We start from the raw sequence: 14782 nt of genomic DNA, 5'->3' as shown, positions 1-14782 counted from the left end.
GATGCAAGGCCCGGCCATGGATGCTGAAACAAGTTCAGCATGACGAGAATTGAAAGGCTGGAATCCACCCCTACTCCAACGCTCGGCGTCTCGAATCTGCGAAGATCAGTTCTGGCTGGTGCCGACCGTCGCGACGACGGGTTTCGGGGCGATCGCCTCGGCGGCGACGACGCGCTTTTCGCTGCCCGCCGCGATCGCCTTTTCGAGCGCCGCGACCTGCGGGCAGTTCGCCTTGCACACACGTTTCGCATCGGCAAGCTTTTCGCGCGCGAGTTCGAGCGCGCCCTTGTCGGCGAGCGCCTCGCCCTGCCCGGTCAGCGCGACGACATCGTTGGGCTCAAGCAGCAGCGCCTCGCGGTAGAAGCCGATCGCCTTGCCCGGCAAGCCCTGCGCCCGTGCGACCTGTGCCAGCGCAACGATCGCCGACCGGTTGCGCGGATCGGCGGCGAGCGCCGATTCATAGAAATCGACCGCAGCCGTCAGGTCGCCCTTCGCCTGCGCCTCGGCCCCCTGATGCTGGAGCGCCACCGAGCGCGGCAGGATATCATTGTCGGCGCGCTGCGCATCCGAGGCTACGGGCATGGAGGCAAGAATGAGGCCGGCACCGAGAGCCAGGAAACTGACGCGCATCGCATTCTCCCATTTCGTCATTTCGGGGGATGCTAACATGGCCGTGTCAGCCGCGCGAGAAAAAATCCGTCGCATCCGTCGTGCGCCGGAGTTAGCAGAAAACCGTGGCCTGCGGCGCGCCCGATACCTTGCGGCAGATAACCGCTGTCGGCCGTCCAGCCCGGATGCCTGTTCAAAAACCCGTCCACCTGGACCCGCCCCTCGCGCGCGATTATCGAGCAGACAGCATAAAGAAGTTTGCCGCCCGGCGCCACCAGATCGGCACCGATGTCGATCAGCTTCGCCTGATCGGCGAGATGCCGGTCGAGCCGCGAGGGGGTGAGCCGCCAGCGCAATTCGGGGCTGCGCCGCCAGGTGCCGCTGCCCGAGCAGGGGGCGTCGACAAACACGCGGTCGGCGCGCCCTTGCCGGTCGGCGAGCATCTCCGGTTCCTGGTCGGGGTTCAGCAATCGTGTCTCGATGCGCGTCGCGCCCGCGCGCTCGGCGCGCGGCGAGAGCTGCTGCAGCCGCGCACGGTTGGTGTCGCAGGCAAGGATCTCGGCGTCGCCACCGGTCAGCGAAGCGATGGCGAGCGTCTTGCCGCCGCCCCCCGCGCAAAGATCGACGATCGCCTGCCCCGGCGATGCATCGAGCGCGGCCGAGGCATATTGGCTGGCGGCGTCCTGCACCTCGAAGATGCCATCGGCATAGGCGGGATGCTGCGCCGCCGCGGTTTCGGGCGGCAGGCGCCAGCCGTCGACTGCACCAGCAATCGCTTCGCCCTCGGGGAAGAGCTTAGCGAGATCGGCGGCGCTCGATTTGATGCGATTGGCGCGGAGGTCGAGCGGGGCGCGGGCAAGCATGGCTTCGCCCTCGCCCGCTTCCACTAGCGGGTCGAACAGATCGATCAGAGCCTGTGCAGCCAGTCCCTTCTCTGCGCGTGGCTCGTCGGCCGCGATCGGCATCGGACCGTAGGGCGATCCGTCGAAGAGATCAGCCATCGCGGGATCGTCGTCGGCCAGCGCGAGCATTGCGGCACGGCCGGATACCGGGGCCGATCGCACGAGCCGGATCGCGTCATAGACGTGGCCGCGGATTGCACGGCGGTCCTTCGACCCCGCATAGCGGCGGGCGCGCATCGCTTCGGCAAAGATCGAATCCGCCGGCGCCCCGCCTTCGCGCGCGGCGGCGGCGATGACGTCAAGGATTTCGATCGCGGTCTGAAGGCGGGCAGCGGGGGTCATGGCCTGAAGCCCCACCCGCTTGCGGGAGGGGTTTGGGGTGGGCCTGCGGCGTCGCAATCGCCCACCCCGCTGCGACTGGCGAGCAAGCTCGCAAGTCTCGCTGCCCCTCCCGCGAGCGGGAGGGGACGATGCGCGAACACGCGTTTCGCCATCTCAGCCAACCGGATAATTCGGCGCCTCGCGGGTAATCGCAACGTCGTGGACATGGCTTTCGCGCAGGCCCGCGTTGGTGATGCGCACGAACTTGGCGCGCTCGCGCAAGTCCTTGAGGGTACGGCTGCCGGTATAGCCCATCGCCGCCTTCACGCCGCCTACCAGCTGGTGGATGACATCCTTCGCCGGACCCTTGAACGGCACCTGTCCCTCGATACCCTCGGGAACCAGCTTCATCTGGTCCTTGATGTCCTGCTGGAAATAGCGGTCGGCCGAGCCGCGCGCCATCGCACCGACGCTCCCCATGCCGCGATAGCTTTTGTAGGTGCGCCCCTGGAACAGGAAGGTCTCGCCTGGCGCTTCGGCCGTGCCCGCGAGCAGCGAGCCGACCATCACGCTCGACGCGCCCGCCGCGAGCGCCTTGGCGATATCGCCCGAGGTGCGAAGGCCGCCGTCGGCGATCACCGGGACGCCGAGCTTTGACGCCGCCTCCACGCTGTCGAGGATCGCGGTGAGCTGCGGCACGCCGACGCCCGCGACGACGCGCGTCGTGCAGATCGAGCCGGGGCCGATCCCGACCTTCACGCCGTCGGCGCCCGCGTCGATCAGCGCCTTCGTCGCATCTCCCGTCGCGACGTTGCCCGCGAGCACCTGGACGCGGTTCGACAGCTTCTTGATCCTCTCGACCGTCGCCCCGACGCCCTTGCTGTGGCCGTGCGCGGTGTCGACGACGATCAGGTCGCATTCGGCGTCGAGCAGCGCCTCGGCGCGTTCGATCCCGCTGTCGCCGGTGTTGGTCGCCGCGGCGACGCGCAGGCGGCCGCTGCCGTCCTTCGTGGCATCGGGGAAGTTCACCGCCTTCTCCATATCCTTGACGGTGATCAGCCCGATGCAATGATAGTCGTCATCGACCACCAGCAGCTTTTCGATGCGGCGCTGGTGGAGCAGCTTGCGCGCCTCGTCCTGCCCGACGCCGGGACGCACGGTGGCGAGATTCTCGGCGGTCATCAGCTCGCGCACCGGCTGACCGGGATTATCGGCGAAGCGCACGTCGCGGTGCGTCAGGATGCCGACGAGCTTGCCGCCGGGTTCGACCACCGGAATGCCCGAAATCTTGTGCTGCGCCATCAGTGCGGTCGCGTACGACAGCGGCGCGTCGGGGGTGATGGTGATCGGGTTGACGATCATGCCGCTTTCGAAGCGCTTGACCTGCCGCACCGCAGCGGCCTGTTCCTCGATCGTGAGATTGCGGTGGAGCACGCCGATGCCGCCGATCTGCGCCATCAGGATCGCCATGTCGGCCTCGGTCACCGTATCCATCGCCGACGAGAGGATCGGAATGTTGAGCGTGATGTCGCTGGTGAGATGGGTCGAAAGATTGGCGTCAGACGGCAGAATGTCCGACGCGCCGGGCACCAGCAGCACGTCGTCGAAGGTCAGGCCGGTGATGATTTCCATGGGTGCCACTTTCTCATGCGGGCGGCGCCGGCCCCGCGCCTCGGGGCGACACACGCGAATCGTTCGGTGGCGGCCCATGTAACCAGTCGGGCCCACGCGCGCCAGTGGGGCGAATACGAATATTTCCCGCCCGGACGAACCGCGCCGCAAGCAGCCTTGCGCCCCGTCGGCGCGGCGATTAGGCGGAGGGACGTGAACGCGACGCAATCCTCCCCTTCCTCCCCCCTCGCACCGTTTCGATATCCCGCCTTCCGCGCCATCTGGATCGCCAATCTCGCGTCGAACATGGGATCGATGATCCAGTCGGTCGGCGCCGCGTGGCTGATGACCGAGATCACCAATTCGCATCAGCTGATCGCGCTGGTGCAGGCGAGCGCGACGATCCCGATCCTGCTGCTCGGCGTCATCGCCGGCGCGATCGCCGACAATTTCGACCGGCGGCGCGTGATGCTCGCCGCGCAGACCGGCATGCTGCTCGTCTCCGCCGCGCTGTCCCTCACGACATGGCTGGGGGCGATCACGCCCGCCCTGCTGCTCTTTTTCACCCTTTCGGTCGGCTGCGGCACGGCGCTCAACGGCCCGGCGTGGCAGGCCTCGGTGCGGCTGCAGGTCGGGCCGAAGGATTTGCCGCAGGCGATCGCGCTCAACAGCATCGCCTTCAATCTCGCCCGCAGCGCCGGCCCCGCCCTCGGCGGCCTGCTGATCTCGCTGACCGGCCCCGCGCTCGCTTTCGGGCTCAACGCGATCAGCTATCTCGCGCTGATCATCGTGCTGCTGCGCTGGCATCCCGAAGTGTCGCAGCCGCAGCGCGCGCCGATGCTCGCGGCCATCACGACCGGCATCCGCTTCTGCGTCCAGTCGGACCCGGTTCGGCGCATCCTGGTCCGCGGGTTTGCCTTCGGCATCGCGGCGATCGGTGTCCAGGCGCTGATGCCCGCGCTCGTCCGCGACCGGCTGCACGGCACCGAGACCGTCTATGGACTGTGCCTCGCCGCCTTCGGCGCGGGGTCGATCTTCGCGGCGCTCTGGGTAGGGGATCTGCGCCGCCGCTGGGGGAGCGACCGGATTGTCAGCGCGTCCGCAATCGTCTTTGCCGCCGCAACCGTGCCCGTGGCGCTGACGGGATCGATCGCGGTCGTCATCGCCGCGACCTTTGTCGCCGGGATGGCGTGGGTCTCGACGCTGACCACGCTCAACGTCGCGATGCAGCTTCGGTCCCCCGAAGCGATCCTCGGCCGCTGCCTGTCGATCTATCAGGCGGTGACCTTTGGGGCGATGGCCCTCGGCGCCTATTTGCTGGGCCTCGCGGCCGATATCTGGTCGCTTCCCAATGCCATATTGCTCTCGGCCGGATGGCTTGGTCTGACGGCATTGTTGCTGCCATTCCTCGCTCCGATGCCCGCGCGCGACGAGGGACGGATCGACCCCTGAAATTTTTCCCCCCGCGCCTTAACCTTGTTTCGGGGCGCCCGTTAATTTGCGCATGACCACACAAGCAACTCCATCGAACGAGCCGGTCGGGCGGCTCCTGGGCTGGCTAGGGCTCCGCGCGAAGAACGGGGTCCATGAAGAGGAACAGGCATCCTCGGGAGCGCGCGGCTCGCGCAGCCTGGTGCGGGAGGCGCGGCAGCAGCTGGTCGGCGCGATCGGGGCTTTCCTGATCGACCATGATCTCGATATTTCGGCGGCGAACCTGCTGATCGCGCACAGCGCCTTTTCGGGGATCAACCCGCGGCTGGCGCGACAGATCGCGGCGCGCTCGATGACGAGCGAAGGCGTGACGCAGCAATGGCTCGACGAGCTGATGGAGAATGACCCCACGCTCGCCGATCGCGCCGACCTCGACCGGATGGTCGCGCGGCTCGAAACGAACCTCGAGACCTTCCAGAGCAGCACCAAGGCCGCACGCAACGCGACGAGCGAATATGGTTCGAAACTGGAAGAGCATGTCAGCGACCTCGAACAGGTGCAAAAGACGGGCGAGCTTGTCTCGCACCTCGCCGACATTGCGAAGGTGATGCTGGAGCGCACGCGGCACGCCGAAGAGGAAATGCGCAAGAGCGAGGACGAGGCGAAGGCGCTGCGCAAGAGCCTTGCCCGCGCCAAGCGCGACGCAGAGGTCGATTATCTGACCGGCCTCCCCAACCGCCGCGCCTTCGAGGCGCTGCTCGAACGCCATTACGAGGAAGCGCGCGCCGCGTGCGAACCGCTGTCGGTTGCCTTCTGCGACATCGACGAGTTCAAGAAGGTGAACGACATCCACGGTCATGAGGCCGGCGACCGCGTCATCAAGCTGATCGCCGACACGCTCGCGAAGATTTCGAACGACCATTGCCACGTCGCACGGCACGGCGGCGAGGAATTTGTGATGCTGTTCCGCGGCCTGCCGCCGAGCGAGGCGGCGGCGCGGCTCGACGAGGCGCGCGAAGGCTTGGCCGAGCGGCGGCTGATCAACCGCAAGACCGACCAGCCGTTCGGCAAGATCACCTTCTCGGGCGGGGTGGCCGACGTGTTCGGCTTCGGCGACGCCCGCGCGGCGCTCAAAGCCGCCGACGAGGCGCTTTACCGCGCCAAGGAAAACGGACGGAACCGGATCGAGCTGGCCACGCCGCTCGACTAGTTGCTCCACCGTGCGAAGATCGCGGTCGGGAGCAAGAGCCCCCGCGCCTCTTCACGCACCGCCAGCTCGCCGCATTCGACCGTGCCGGGCAGGTCGGCGAAAAGCTGCGCGAGCAGTTCGCCGATCGCCAGTGCCGACATGCGGACCGCATAAACGGTAAGGAACAGCGCGCGGCTGTCGGCATCGAGGAGCTGCCGGCAATCGGCGAGCAGGGGTGCAAGCCCCTCTTCCAGCTGCCAGCGCTCGCCTCCCGGCCCGCGTCCGAATTTGGGGGGGTCGAGCAGGATCGCATCGTAGCGCCTTTGGCGCCGAACCTCGCGCGCGGTGAATTTGCCCGCATCGTCGACGATCCAGCGGATCGGCTTTTCGGCCATACCGGCGAGAGCGGCGTTGTCGCGCGCCTGCGCGACCGACTTTTTCGAGGCGTCGACATGCGTCACCGACGCGCCCGCGGCCGCGAGCGCCTGGCTACCGACGCCGGTGTAGCCGAAAAGGTTCAGGAAGGCGGGGTCGGCCTTGCACGCAACCTGCGCCCGCAACCAGTCCCATACGGGCGCCATGTCCGGAAAGAAACCGAGATGTCGGAAGGGTGTGCAGCTTGCCGTGAAGCGCGTCTCGCGCCAGCCGAGCGGCCAGCCCCCGGCAGGAACGGGCCTGTTGTAATACCAGCGCCCGCCGCCGTCATCGTCCGATGCGGGAATGAACTCTCCGTCGGCCTTGTCCCATTCGCCCTGCGGAAGCGCAGGCTGCCACATCGCCTGCGGTTCGGGGCGGATGAAGCGGTAAGGGCCATAGCGTTCGAGCTTGCGCCCGCCGCCGCTGTCGACCAGCCCGTAATCATCCCAGGCCTCGCCGACAAGCGTGACCAGCGGCGCAAGCTCAGCCACGCGCCACTTCCGACAGGATATAGGCCTTCACCGCATCATAATCGCCGGGAAGCCTTTCATAGCGCTCCTCGCGGTCGAACAGATTGCCGAGGCGCGCGGGAAGCGCCGGGCGGACACCCGTCGCGCGCTCGACCGCATCGCGGAACTTGGCGGGATGCGCGGTGGCGAGCGTGACGACCGGAATATCGGCATCGATCTCGAGCGCGCGCGCCGCGGCAAGGCCGACGGCGCTGTGCGGGTCGATGATCTGCCCGCCCTTCTCCTGGGCCCAGCGCAGCGCGAGCGACATGGCGTCGCCGTCGATGCGCGCGCTCGAAAAAAGCCCGCGCGCCTCGGTGAGCATGTCGGCAGGAATGCTCATCGCCCGATCCCGATCGAACGCGTCCATCATGCCGGCGATCGCCGCGCCATCGCGGCCCGCGAGGTCGAACAGCAACCGTTCGAAATTGCTGCTGACCTGGATGTCCATGCTGGGGGTCGCGGTCGGCGTGACGCTGCCTGCGCTATAGTCGCCCGACGACAGCGCGCGGTGGAGGATGTCGTTGACGTTGGTCGCAACGATGAGCCGCGCGACGGGAAGCCCCATGCGCGCGGCGACATAGCCGGCGAACACGTCGCCGAAATTGCCCGTGGGCACGCTGAACGCGACCTGCCGCCCGGGCGCTCCAAGACGGACGGCGGCATAGAAATAATAGACGATCTGCGCCATCAGTCGCGCCCAGTTGATGCTGTTCACCGCCGAGAGGGTCAGCGCGCTGCGCGCCTCGGCATCGCCGAACAGCCGCTTCACCATCGCCTGCGCATCGTCGAAGCTGCCGTCGATCGCGATGTTATGGACGTTGGGCGCCAGCACGGTGGTCATCTGGCGGCGCTGGACGTCGCTGACCCGGCCCTCGGGATGGAGCATGAAGATGCGGATATGTTCACGCCCCGCGACCGCCTCGATCGCCGCCGAACCCGTGTCGCCCGAGGTCGCACCGACGATCGTCAGGTCGGTCCCGCCGCCGCCGAGGAACTTTTCGAAGAGCTGACCAAGCAATTGCAGCGCGACGTCCTTGAACGCCAGCGTCGGACCATGAAAGAGCTCAAGCAGCCAGTGGCGGTGATCGAGCTGGACGAGCGGGGTCACCGCATCGTGGCTGAAGCGGCCGTAGGCGGCCTGACAGAGCGCGCGCAGCTCATCTTCCGACAGGACACCCGCGACGAAGGGAGTCATTACCCGCACTGCGGTTTCGACATAATCGAGCCCCGCCAGCGCGCGGATATCGGCGGCCGACATCTGCGGCCATACCGCCGGCACATAGAGCCCGCCGTCGCTGGCGAGGCCGGCAAGCGTGGCGGCGCGAAAGTCGAGGGTCGGCGCAGAGCCGCGAGTGCTGATATATTGCATGACGGACATGCGCCCTAACGGCGCGCCGTCACCGCTGCAAGCGGCGGCGCACCGCAAGCGCGTAGATTGTCAGCGCCGCAGCCGCGAAAATGAACCACTGCACGGCATAGGCGAGGTGATTGTTGGGTACGTCGGCACCCGAGGGCACGGCGCTGGCGCGGAGCCCGGCGACCGGCGCATCGGCCACCAGCATGGCGCGCGCCGGAGCTGCACGGCCCGTCAGCCGGTCGACCAGCGTCGGCTGTTCGGGGCCCGGCACGATCGTCCCCTGCACGGTACCGCCGGTCCATTTTGGCGGCGTGAAATCGTCGGCGATACCGACATCGACGAGCACGCCCGGCCCCTCGGCGCCGGTCCGGCAATCGGCAACCATACGGATGCCGGACTTTCCCGTGCGATCGGTGCCGCCGCGCTGGTCCCAGCGCACCACTTCAAGGCAGACGACGCTCGATTTGCGGAACAGCATCGCATCGGGAACCGGGGGCAGTTCGGGATAGGTCACGAGCGCCGACATCGCCCGGTTGCGCTCATAGAGGGCGATCAGCGCTTCCTTCTCGGTCTTGCGCTGGAGTTGCCAGACGCCGAGCGCGACCATCACCGCGACCGCGCACAGGACGAAGATCGTCGGAATCAGCGGCCAGCGGCGCCCGGACGACCGGGGCGCGACCGACGGCGCGGGCTCAGTCATCGCTCAGCCTCCCTTCGGCCGCCTTGCGCTGATGCTCGCTGGCGAGCAGCGCGGCTTTGCCGACGCGAAGGCCATAGACCACCGCGCCGACTGTTAGCGGCACCCAGAGAATGATGTGCAGCCAGAACGGCGGCGCGAACGCGGAATCGACGACCAGCGCCGCGACAACGATCAACGCGCCGACGATCAGCGTCAGGAAGGCGGCGGGACCGTCACCGACGTTGTAGCTCTGGAAATCGAGCGAGCAGACGCGGCAATGCGACGCGAACTTCGCCGGTCCTTCGAACAGCGTCTGCGCCCCGCACTGCGGGCAGAGGCCAAAAAGGGCAGCGCGCGCGATCGGCGGCCGCCCCTTTGGTGTCTGGTTGTTCTGCGGCAAGTTAGTGCGCAGCGACCGGCGCGCCCCAGCCGCCCCAGACATAGACGATGATGAAGAGGAACAGCCACACCACGTCGACGAAGTGCCAGTACCAGGCGGCCGCCTCGAAGCCGAAATGCTGCTGCGGCGTAAAGTGGCCCTTATAGGCGCGGACGAGGCAGACGATCAGGAAGATCGTCCCGACCAGCACGTGGAAGCCGTGGAAGCCGGTCGCCATGAAGAAGGCGGAGGTATAGTTGATCGTGCCGAAGGGGAACGGCGCCTCGGCATATTCATAGGCCTGGATGCAGCTGAACAGCAGGCCGAGGATGATCGTCGCCCACAGACCTTTTTTCAGGCCTTCGCGGTCGCCGTGGATCAGCGCGTGGTGCGCCCAGGTGATCGTCGTGCCCGAGCAGAGCAGGATCAGCGTGTTGAGCAGCGGCAGCGAGAAGGCGTCGATGACATGGATGCCCTTCGGCGGCCAGATCGTCGCCGCAGCCGCGCCATCCTGCCCGAACAGGTTGCTGACCGCCCCGTCGACGATCTCGACCGGCACCGGGAAGAGCGAGAAATCGAACCAGGCCCAGAACCAGCCGACGAAGAACATCACTTCCGACGCGATGAACAGGATCATGCCATAGCGCAGGTGGAGCTGGACGACCGGCGTATGGTCGCCGGCATGCGCTTCGTTGATGACGTCCGACCACCAGCTGAAGAAGGTCGCGATCACGCCCATGATCCCGAGGCCGAGAACCCATTTGCCCGCGCCGCCGAAATAGTCGGCATGCATGAACATCACGAGGCCGAAGAACATCACCAGCGCGGCGACCGACCCGATGAGCGGCCAGACGCTGGGATTTACGAGGTGATAGTCATGATGTTTGGCACCGGCCATGTCGCAGTTCCCGTTTTTTGCCCCAGCGTGGCGATTCCCCAACCGCCCGCCGGTCCTTGGTAAGACTCTTTGATCGCGGCCTTAGCTCGCCTTTTTGCCCCCGTCTACAGGGTGAAAGGTGTAGCTGAGCGTGATTTCCTGAATGTCTCGCGCGTCGGGATCGTCCTTGATCTTGGGATCGACGAAGAACAACACCGGCATACGGATCTGTTCACCCGGTCTCAGCGTCTGCTGGGTGAAGCAGAAGCACTGGATCTTGGTGAAATATTTGCCCGCCGCGTCGGGGGTGACGTTGAAGCTGGCTGTCCCGACCACCTCGTGCGGCGACTGGTTCTCGGCGATGAAGATCGCCATGTCGCGCGCGCCGATGCTGACCGTGTCGGTCGGATGCTCGGGATAGAATTTCCACGGCAGCTTCGGCGATACATTGGCGTCGAACCGCACCGAGATGGTATCGCTGAGAATTTTCGGCGTCTCGGCTGCGGCGACCGGATCGTAACGCTGCGTCGTGCCGCCGAAGCCGGTCACCCGGCAGAAGAGATTGTAGAGCGGCACCGCGGCGAAACCCAGCCCGACCATCGCGACGGCGACCAGAGCCGCAAGCGAGGCGGTCTTCGCATTGGCCGACATCGTCTTCATTTCGGACCGACCATACGCGCGATGGTGATAAAGAAGAAGAGGAAGGCGAGCCCGCCGAGCAGCCAGCCCATCAGGTTCGCGCGGCTGCGCTGGCGGCGGCGATATTCGGCCTCGTCGAAGGGCTGCGGTTCGGGGGGCGTTCCGGTGGGGGGTTCGTCGGTCATAGCGGGAACCAATGGTCGGCGACGACCGCGCCGAACAGGATGAAGAGATAGGCGATCGAAAAAGCGAAGAGGCGCTTTTCGGGCAGCATCAAATCGCCCTCGCCTGTCGTCCGAGTCCCGACCTGCGCCGAGAGCGCGACGAAGACCGCCGACAGGATCGCGGCGGTCCAGCCATAGAGCGCGCCGGTAAGCCCAAGCGGCCAGGGCGCGATCGCGCCGATCGCCATAATCACCGCGTAGAACAGGATCTGGCGCCGCGTCGAGGTCTCGCCCGCCACGACCGGCATCATCGGAATGCCCGCGGCGGCATAGTCCGAGCGCACGAACAGCGCGAGCGCCCAGAAATGCGGCGGGGTCCAGAGAAAGATGAGCAGGAACAGCAGCACCGGCAGCGGCGCGACACCGCCCGTCGCGGCGACCCAGCCGATCAGCGGCGGAAAAGCGCCCGCCGCGCCGCCGATAACGATATTCTGCGGCGTCCGCGGCTTCAGCCACATCGTATAGACGAAAACGTAGAAGAGGATCGAGACGGTCAGCAGCGCCGCCGCCTGCCAGTTGGCGGCGAACAGCATCAGGAAGACCGAGAAAGCGGCCAGCCCGACCCCGAACTGCAAGGCCGTCTGCGGATCGAGACGCCCGGCGGGAAGCGGCCGCCCGGCGGTGCGCTTCATCTTGGCGTCGAGGCCCGCCTCATACCATTGGTTGAGCGCGCCCGACGCCCCTGCGCCCAGCGCGATCGCGAGGATCGACGAAAAGGCGAGCACCGGGTGGACGCTGCCCGGCGCCGCGAGCAGGCCGCACAGCGCGGTGAAGACGACAAGCGACATCACGCGCGGCTTGGTCAGCGCGAACAGGTCGCGCCAGTCGGCGGGTAGCGTCGTTGCGCCGTGGGTCAGGCTCTGCGCCATGCATACTCCGGCCTGTCGGGCGACGCCCCCTGCCGAATGTCAGCGGAGGGCGAAGCCGGTCAGGCGATAAACGTCACGCGATCCGGGGCAGTTCGTTGAACTGGTGGAACGGCGGCGGGCTCGACAGCGTCCATTCGAGCGTCGTCGCGCCTTCGCCCCACGGATTGTCGGCCGCCTGCTTGCCCGCGAACAGTGAGTAAATGACGTTCACGAAGAAGAAGAGCATGCCGACAGCCATGATCACATAGCCGAGCGACGAGATGTGGTGCCAATAGGCATAGGCTTCCGCATAGTCGGGGTAACGGCGCGGCATACCCTGCTGGCCCAGGAAATGCTGGGGGAAGAACATGACGTTCACGCCGATGAAGAACACCCAGAAGTGCAGCTGGCCGAGGAATTCGTTGTACATCCGGCCCGACATCTTCGGGAACCAGTAGTAGAAGCCCGCGAAGAGCGAGAAGACCGCGCCCAGCGACAGCACATAGTGGAAGTGCGCAACGACATAATAGGTGTCGTGCAGGTTGGTGTCGACGCCGCCGTTGGCGAGCACAACGCCGGTCACGCCGCCCACGGTGAACATGAAGATGAAGCCGAGCGCCCAGACCATCGGGGTCTTGAAGCTCAGCGAACCGCCCCACATCGTCGCGATCCAGCTGAAGATCTTGATGCCGGTCGGGACCGCGATGACCATCGTCGCGGCGGTGAAGTACATTTTCAGGTTCACGCTCATGCCGACGGTGAACATGTGGTGCGCCCACACGATGAAGCCGACGACGCCGATCGCGACCATGGCGTAAGCCATGCCGAGATAGCCGAACACCGGCTTCTTGCTGAAGGTCGAGATGATCTGGCTGACGATGCCGAAGCCCGGCAGGATCATGATGTACACTTCGGGGTGACCGAAGAACCAGAAAAGATGCTGATAGAGCACCGGATCGCCGCCGCCCGTCGCATCATAGAAGGTCGTGCCGAAGTTGCGGTCGGTCAGCAGCATCGTGATCGCCGCGGCGAGAACCGGCAGCGCGAGCAGCAGCAGGAAGGCGGTGACCAGCACCGACCACACGAACAGCGGCATCTTGTGCAGCGTCATGCCCGGCGCGCGCATGTTGAAGATGGTGGTGATGAAGTTGATCGCCCCCAGGATCGACGCCGCACCGGCGAGGTGGAGCGAGAAGATCGCCATATCGACCGCCGGCCCGGCCGACCCGCTGGTCGAGAGCGGCGCATAGACCGTCCAGCCGGTGCCGGCGCCATGGCCGCTGCCGCCGGGCACGAAGCTCGACCCCACCAGCATGACAAAAGCGACCGCGGTCAGCCAGAAGCTGACATTGTTCATGCGCGGGAACGCCATGTCGGGCGCGCCGATCATCAGCGGCACGAACCAGTTGCCGAAGCCGCCGATCATCGCGGGCATGACCATGAAGAAGACCATGATCAGGCCGTGCGCGGTGATCAGCACGTTCCACATATGCTTGCCCTGCACCTCGGTCGCCGCCGGGTCGAGCCACTGGGCCCAGCCCGTCAGATACTGGATGCCGGGTTCGGCGAGTTCGAGGCGCATCATGCCCGAAATCGCGCCGCCGACGATGCCGGCGATGATCGCAAAGATCAGGTAGAGGGTGCCGATGTCCTTGTGGTTCGTCGACATGAACCAGCGGACGAAAAAGCCCGGCGTGTCATGGTCGTGATCGTGCGCATGGGCATGAGAATGTTCGGCGCCGTGCGCGGGTGCAGTCGCTGCGATATCGGTCATCTGTCGGACCCCTTAACTTATTTCTTGGCAGCCGGAGCAGCGGCGGGAGCCGCAGCCGGCGCTGCTTCGGGTGCGGTTGCAGCAGGAGCCGCCGCTGGCGCGGCGGCGGGCGCCGCAGCGGCCGGAGCCGCGGGTGCCGGATTGGGATTGCCGCCCTTCGAGCGGACCCAGGCTTCCCACTTGTCGACCGGCAGCACTTCGACCGCGATCGGCATATAGCCGTGGTCGACGCCGCAAAGCTCCGAACACTGGCCGTAATAGACGCCGACCTTGGTCGGGGTGAAGGTCGTTTCGTTGGCGCGGCCGGGGACCGCGTCCATCTTGGTCCAGAAGGCCGGGACCGCGAAGCTGTGGATGACGTCGGCGCCGGTGATAATCAGCTTCACCTGACGGCCGACGGGAACGACCATGCGGTTGTCGACGGCGAGGTGATAGGGCTCGCCCGCAGCCTTCGCCTTATCTTCGGGCAGGATCTTGGACACATATTCGGCGATGCCCTGGTCGGGATAGGCATAACCCCAATACCATTGATAACCGGTGACCTTGATCGTCAGCGCGTCCTTCTTCGGCGGTTCGTACTGGGCGGCGAGCAGGCGGATCGACGGGACGGCGATCACCGCGAGGATCAGCACCGGGATCGCGGTCCAGATCACTTCGATGAACGTGTTGTGGGTGGTCTTCGACGGCACCGGGTTCGCCTTGGCGCGGTAGCGCGCGACAACCCAGAGCAGCAAGCCGAGAACGAAGAGCGAGATCACCGTGATCACCGGCAGCAGGATCACATGGTTGAACCAGTAAGCCTGTTCACCGATCGGGGTGACCTGCGGCTGGAAATTGATCCCCGCGTCGACCGGCTGGCCGATCCCGGGGGTCGGCTTCATCGGGACATAGGTCGCATCGCCTGCCGGCACGGCGGCTTTCGCGGCTTCGGCCGCAGCCGGGGCGGCGGTCGGCGCGGCCGCGTCGGGCGCCGTCGGTGCCGGAGTCGCCGCTGCGGTGGCGGCAGGCGCCGC

The 14782-nt window shown here is 66.5% G+C and carries 15 protein-coding genes; 2 read left to right on the top strand and 13 right to left on the bottom strand.

Annotated features, from left to right (window positions below; translation table 11 throughout):
* Positions 1–105 precede the first annotated feature (105 nt).
* The 3 genes from J1N50_RS16135 to guaB form a co-directional block, all read right to left on the bottom strand.
* Positions 106–582: a tetratricopeptide repeat protein gene (locus J1N50_RS16135; protein WP_246553659.1), complete on the bottom strand. Its 477-nt coding sequence runs from the start codon at positions 580–582 to the stop codon at positions 106–108.
* Positions 583–662: 80 nt separating this feature from the next.
* Complete coding sequence (locus J1N50_RS16130) at positions 663–1853, bottom strand: RsmB/NOP family class I SAM-dependent RNA methyltransferase (protein WP_215355579.1); 1191 nt, start codon at positions 1851–1853, stop codon at positions 663–665.
* Positions 1854–2006: 153 nt separating this feature from the next.
* Positions 2007–3464 (bottom strand): IMP dehydrogenase, encoded by a 1458-nt coding sequence (guaB, locus tag J1N50_RS16125; protein WP_215355577.1) that lies wholly within the window; start codon positions 3462–3464, stop codon positions 2007–2009.
* Between the two features lie 192 nt (positions 3465–3656).
* Between guaB and J1N50_RS16120 the strand changes: the two genes are divergently transcribed.
* Positions 3657–4895 (top strand): MFS transporter, encoded by a 1239-nt coding sequence (locus J1N50_RS16120; RefSeq protein ID WP_343227904.1) that lies wholly within the window; start codon positions 3657–3659, stop codon positions 4893–4895.
* A gap of 52 nt (positions 4896–4947) precedes the next feature.
* The gene (locus tag J1N50_RS16115; protein ID WP_246553657.1) at positions 4948–6084 is read left to right on the top strand and encodes a GGDEF domain-containing protein; all 1137 of its coding nucleotides are present in this window, start codon (positions 4948–4950) and stop codon (positions 6082–6084) included.
* Here the strand turns inward: J1N50_RS16115 and J1N50_RS16110 are convergent.
* The 10 genes from J1N50_RS16110 to coxB form a co-directional block, all read right to left on the bottom strand.
* Positions 6081–6971 carry a class I SAM-dependent methyltransferase gene (locus J1N50_RS16110; RefSeq protein ID WP_215355573.1) on the bottom strand — a complete coding sequence of 297 codons (891 nt, stop codon included), beginning with the start codon at positions 6969–6971 and terminating at the stop codon, positions 6081–6083. The genes J1N50_RS16115 and J1N50_RS16110 overlap by 4 nt on opposite strands.
* Positions 6964–8361: a threonine synthase gene (gene thrC, locus J1N50_RS16105; RefSeq protein WP_215355570.1), complete on the bottom strand. Its 1398-nt coding sequence runs from the start codon at positions 8359–8361 to the stop codon at positions 6964–6966. The genes J1N50_RS16110 and thrC overlap by 8 nt, the downstream gene beginning before the upstream one ends.
* 28 nt (positions 8362–8389) lie before the next feature.
* Positions 8390–9049, bottom strand: coding sequence for an SURF1 family protein (locus J1N50_RS16100; protein WP_215355568.1), 660 nt, complete (start codon positions 9047–9049; stop codon positions 8390–8392).
* Complete coding sequence (locus J1N50_RS16095) at positions 9042–9470, bottom strand: DUF983 domain-containing protein (RefSeq protein WP_215355565.1); 429 nt, start codon at positions 9468–9470, stop codon at positions 9042–9044. The genes J1N50_RS16100 and J1N50_RS16095 overlap by 8 nt, the downstream gene beginning before the upstream one ends.
* On the bottom strand, positions 9430–10305 hold the full coding sequence (locus J1N50_RS16090; RefSeq protein ID WP_215355563.1) for a cytochrome c oxidase subunit 3: 876 nt from the start codon (positions 10303–10305) through the stop codon (positions 9430–9432). Before J1N50_RS16090 ends, J1N50_RS16095 begins: the two co-directional genes overlap by 41 nt.
* A gap of 81 nt (positions 10306–10386) precedes the next feature.
* Positions 10387–10944: a cytochrome c oxidase assembly protein gene (locus J1N50_RS16085; RefSeq protein WP_215355561.1), complete on the bottom strand. Its 558-nt coding sequence runs from the start codon at positions 10942–10944 to the stop codon at positions 10387–10389.
* Positions 10941–11108 carry a hypothetical protein gene (locus J1N50_RS16080; RefSeq protein WP_215355559.1) on the bottom strand — a complete coding sequence of 56 codons (168 nt, stop codon included), beginning with the start codon at positions 11106–11108 and terminating at the stop codon, positions 10941–10943. The genes J1N50_RS16085 and J1N50_RS16080 overlap by 4 nt, the downstream gene beginning before the upstream one ends.
* The gene (locus J1N50_RS16075) at positions 11105–12016 is read right to left on the bottom strand and encodes a heme o synthase (RefSeq protein ID WP_215355557.1); all 912 of its coding nucleotides are present in this window, start codon (positions 12014–12016) and stop codon (positions 11105–11107) included. Before J1N50_RS16075 ends, J1N50_RS16080 begins: the two co-directional genes overlap by 4 nt.
* A 73-nt stretch (positions 12017–12089) precedes the next feature.
* A complete protein-coding gene (ctaD, locus tag J1N50_RS16070) occupies positions 12090–13769 on the bottom strand; it encodes a cytochrome c oxidase subunit I (RefSeq protein ID WP_215355555.1) in 1680 nt (559 codons plus the stop codon).
* 17 nt (positions 13770–13786) lie between these two features.
* Positions 13787–14782: cytochrome c oxidase subunit II (gene coxB / locus J1N50_RS16065; protein ID WP_215355553.1), on the bottom strand; the 996-nt coding region annotated here is incomplete at its 5' end.

The sequence above is a fragment of the Sphingopyxis soli genome (assembly GCF_018682675.1).
Classification (GTDB): domain Bacteria; phylum Pseudomonadota; class Alphaproteobacteria; order Sphingomonadales; family Sphingomonadaceae; genus Sphingopyxis; species Sphingopyxis soli.
Note: the sequence above shows the minus strand (reverse complement) of the source record. Positions and strands in the feature narration are given on the sequence as shown.

Excerpts from the sequence above, each read along its gene's own strand:
- J1N50_RS16135 (WP_246553659.1), bottom strand. The coding sequence starts at position 582 with ATGCCCGTAGCCTCGGATGCGCAGCGCGCCGACAATGATATCCTGCCG.
- J1N50_RS16130 (WP_215355579.1), bottom strand. The coding sequence starts at position 1,853 with ATGACCCCCGCTGCCCGCCTTCAGACCGCGATCGAAATCCTTGACGTC.
- guaB (WP_215355577.1), bottom strand. The coding sequence starts at position 3,464 with ATGGAAATCATCACCGGCCTGACCTTCGACGACGTGCTGCTGGTGCCC.
- J1N50_RS16115 (WP_246553657.1), top strand. The coding sequence starts at position 4,948 with ATGACCACACAAGCAACTCCATCGAACGAGCCGGTCGGGCGGCTCCTG.
- thrC (WP_215355570.1), bottom strand. The coding sequence starts at position 8,361 with ATGCAATATATCAGCACTCGCGGCTCTGCGCCGACCCTCGACTTTCGC.
- J1N50_RS16100 (WP_215355568.1), bottom strand. The coding sequence starts at position 9,049 with ATGACTGAGCCCGCGCCGTCGGTCGCGCCCCGGTCGTCCGGGCGCCGC.
- J1N50_RS16095 (WP_215355565.1), bottom strand. The coding sequence starts at position 9,470 with ATGTCTGGGGCGGCTGGGGCGCGCCGGTCGCTGCGCACTAACTTGCCG.
- J1N50_RS16090 (WP_215355563.1), bottom strand. The coding sequence starts at position 10,305 with ATGGCCGGTGCCAAACATCATGACTATCACCTCGTAAATCCCAGCGTC.
- J1N50_RS16085 (WP_215355561.1), bottom strand. The coding sequence starts at position 10,944 with ATGAAGACGATGTCGGCCAATGCGAAGACCGCCTCGCTTGCGGCTCTG.
- J1N50_RS16080 (WP_215355559.1), bottom strand. The coding sequence starts at position 11,108 with ATGACCGACGAACCCCCCACCGGAACGCCCCCCGAACCGCAGCCCTTC.
- J1N50_RS16075 (WP_215355557.1), bottom strand. The coding sequence starts at position 12,016 with ATGGCGCAGAGCCTGACCCACGGCGCAACGACGCTACCCGCCGACTGG.
- ctaD (WP_215355555.1), bottom strand. The coding sequence starts at position 13,769 with ATGACCGATATCGCAGCGACTGCACCCGCGCACGGCGCCGAACATTCT.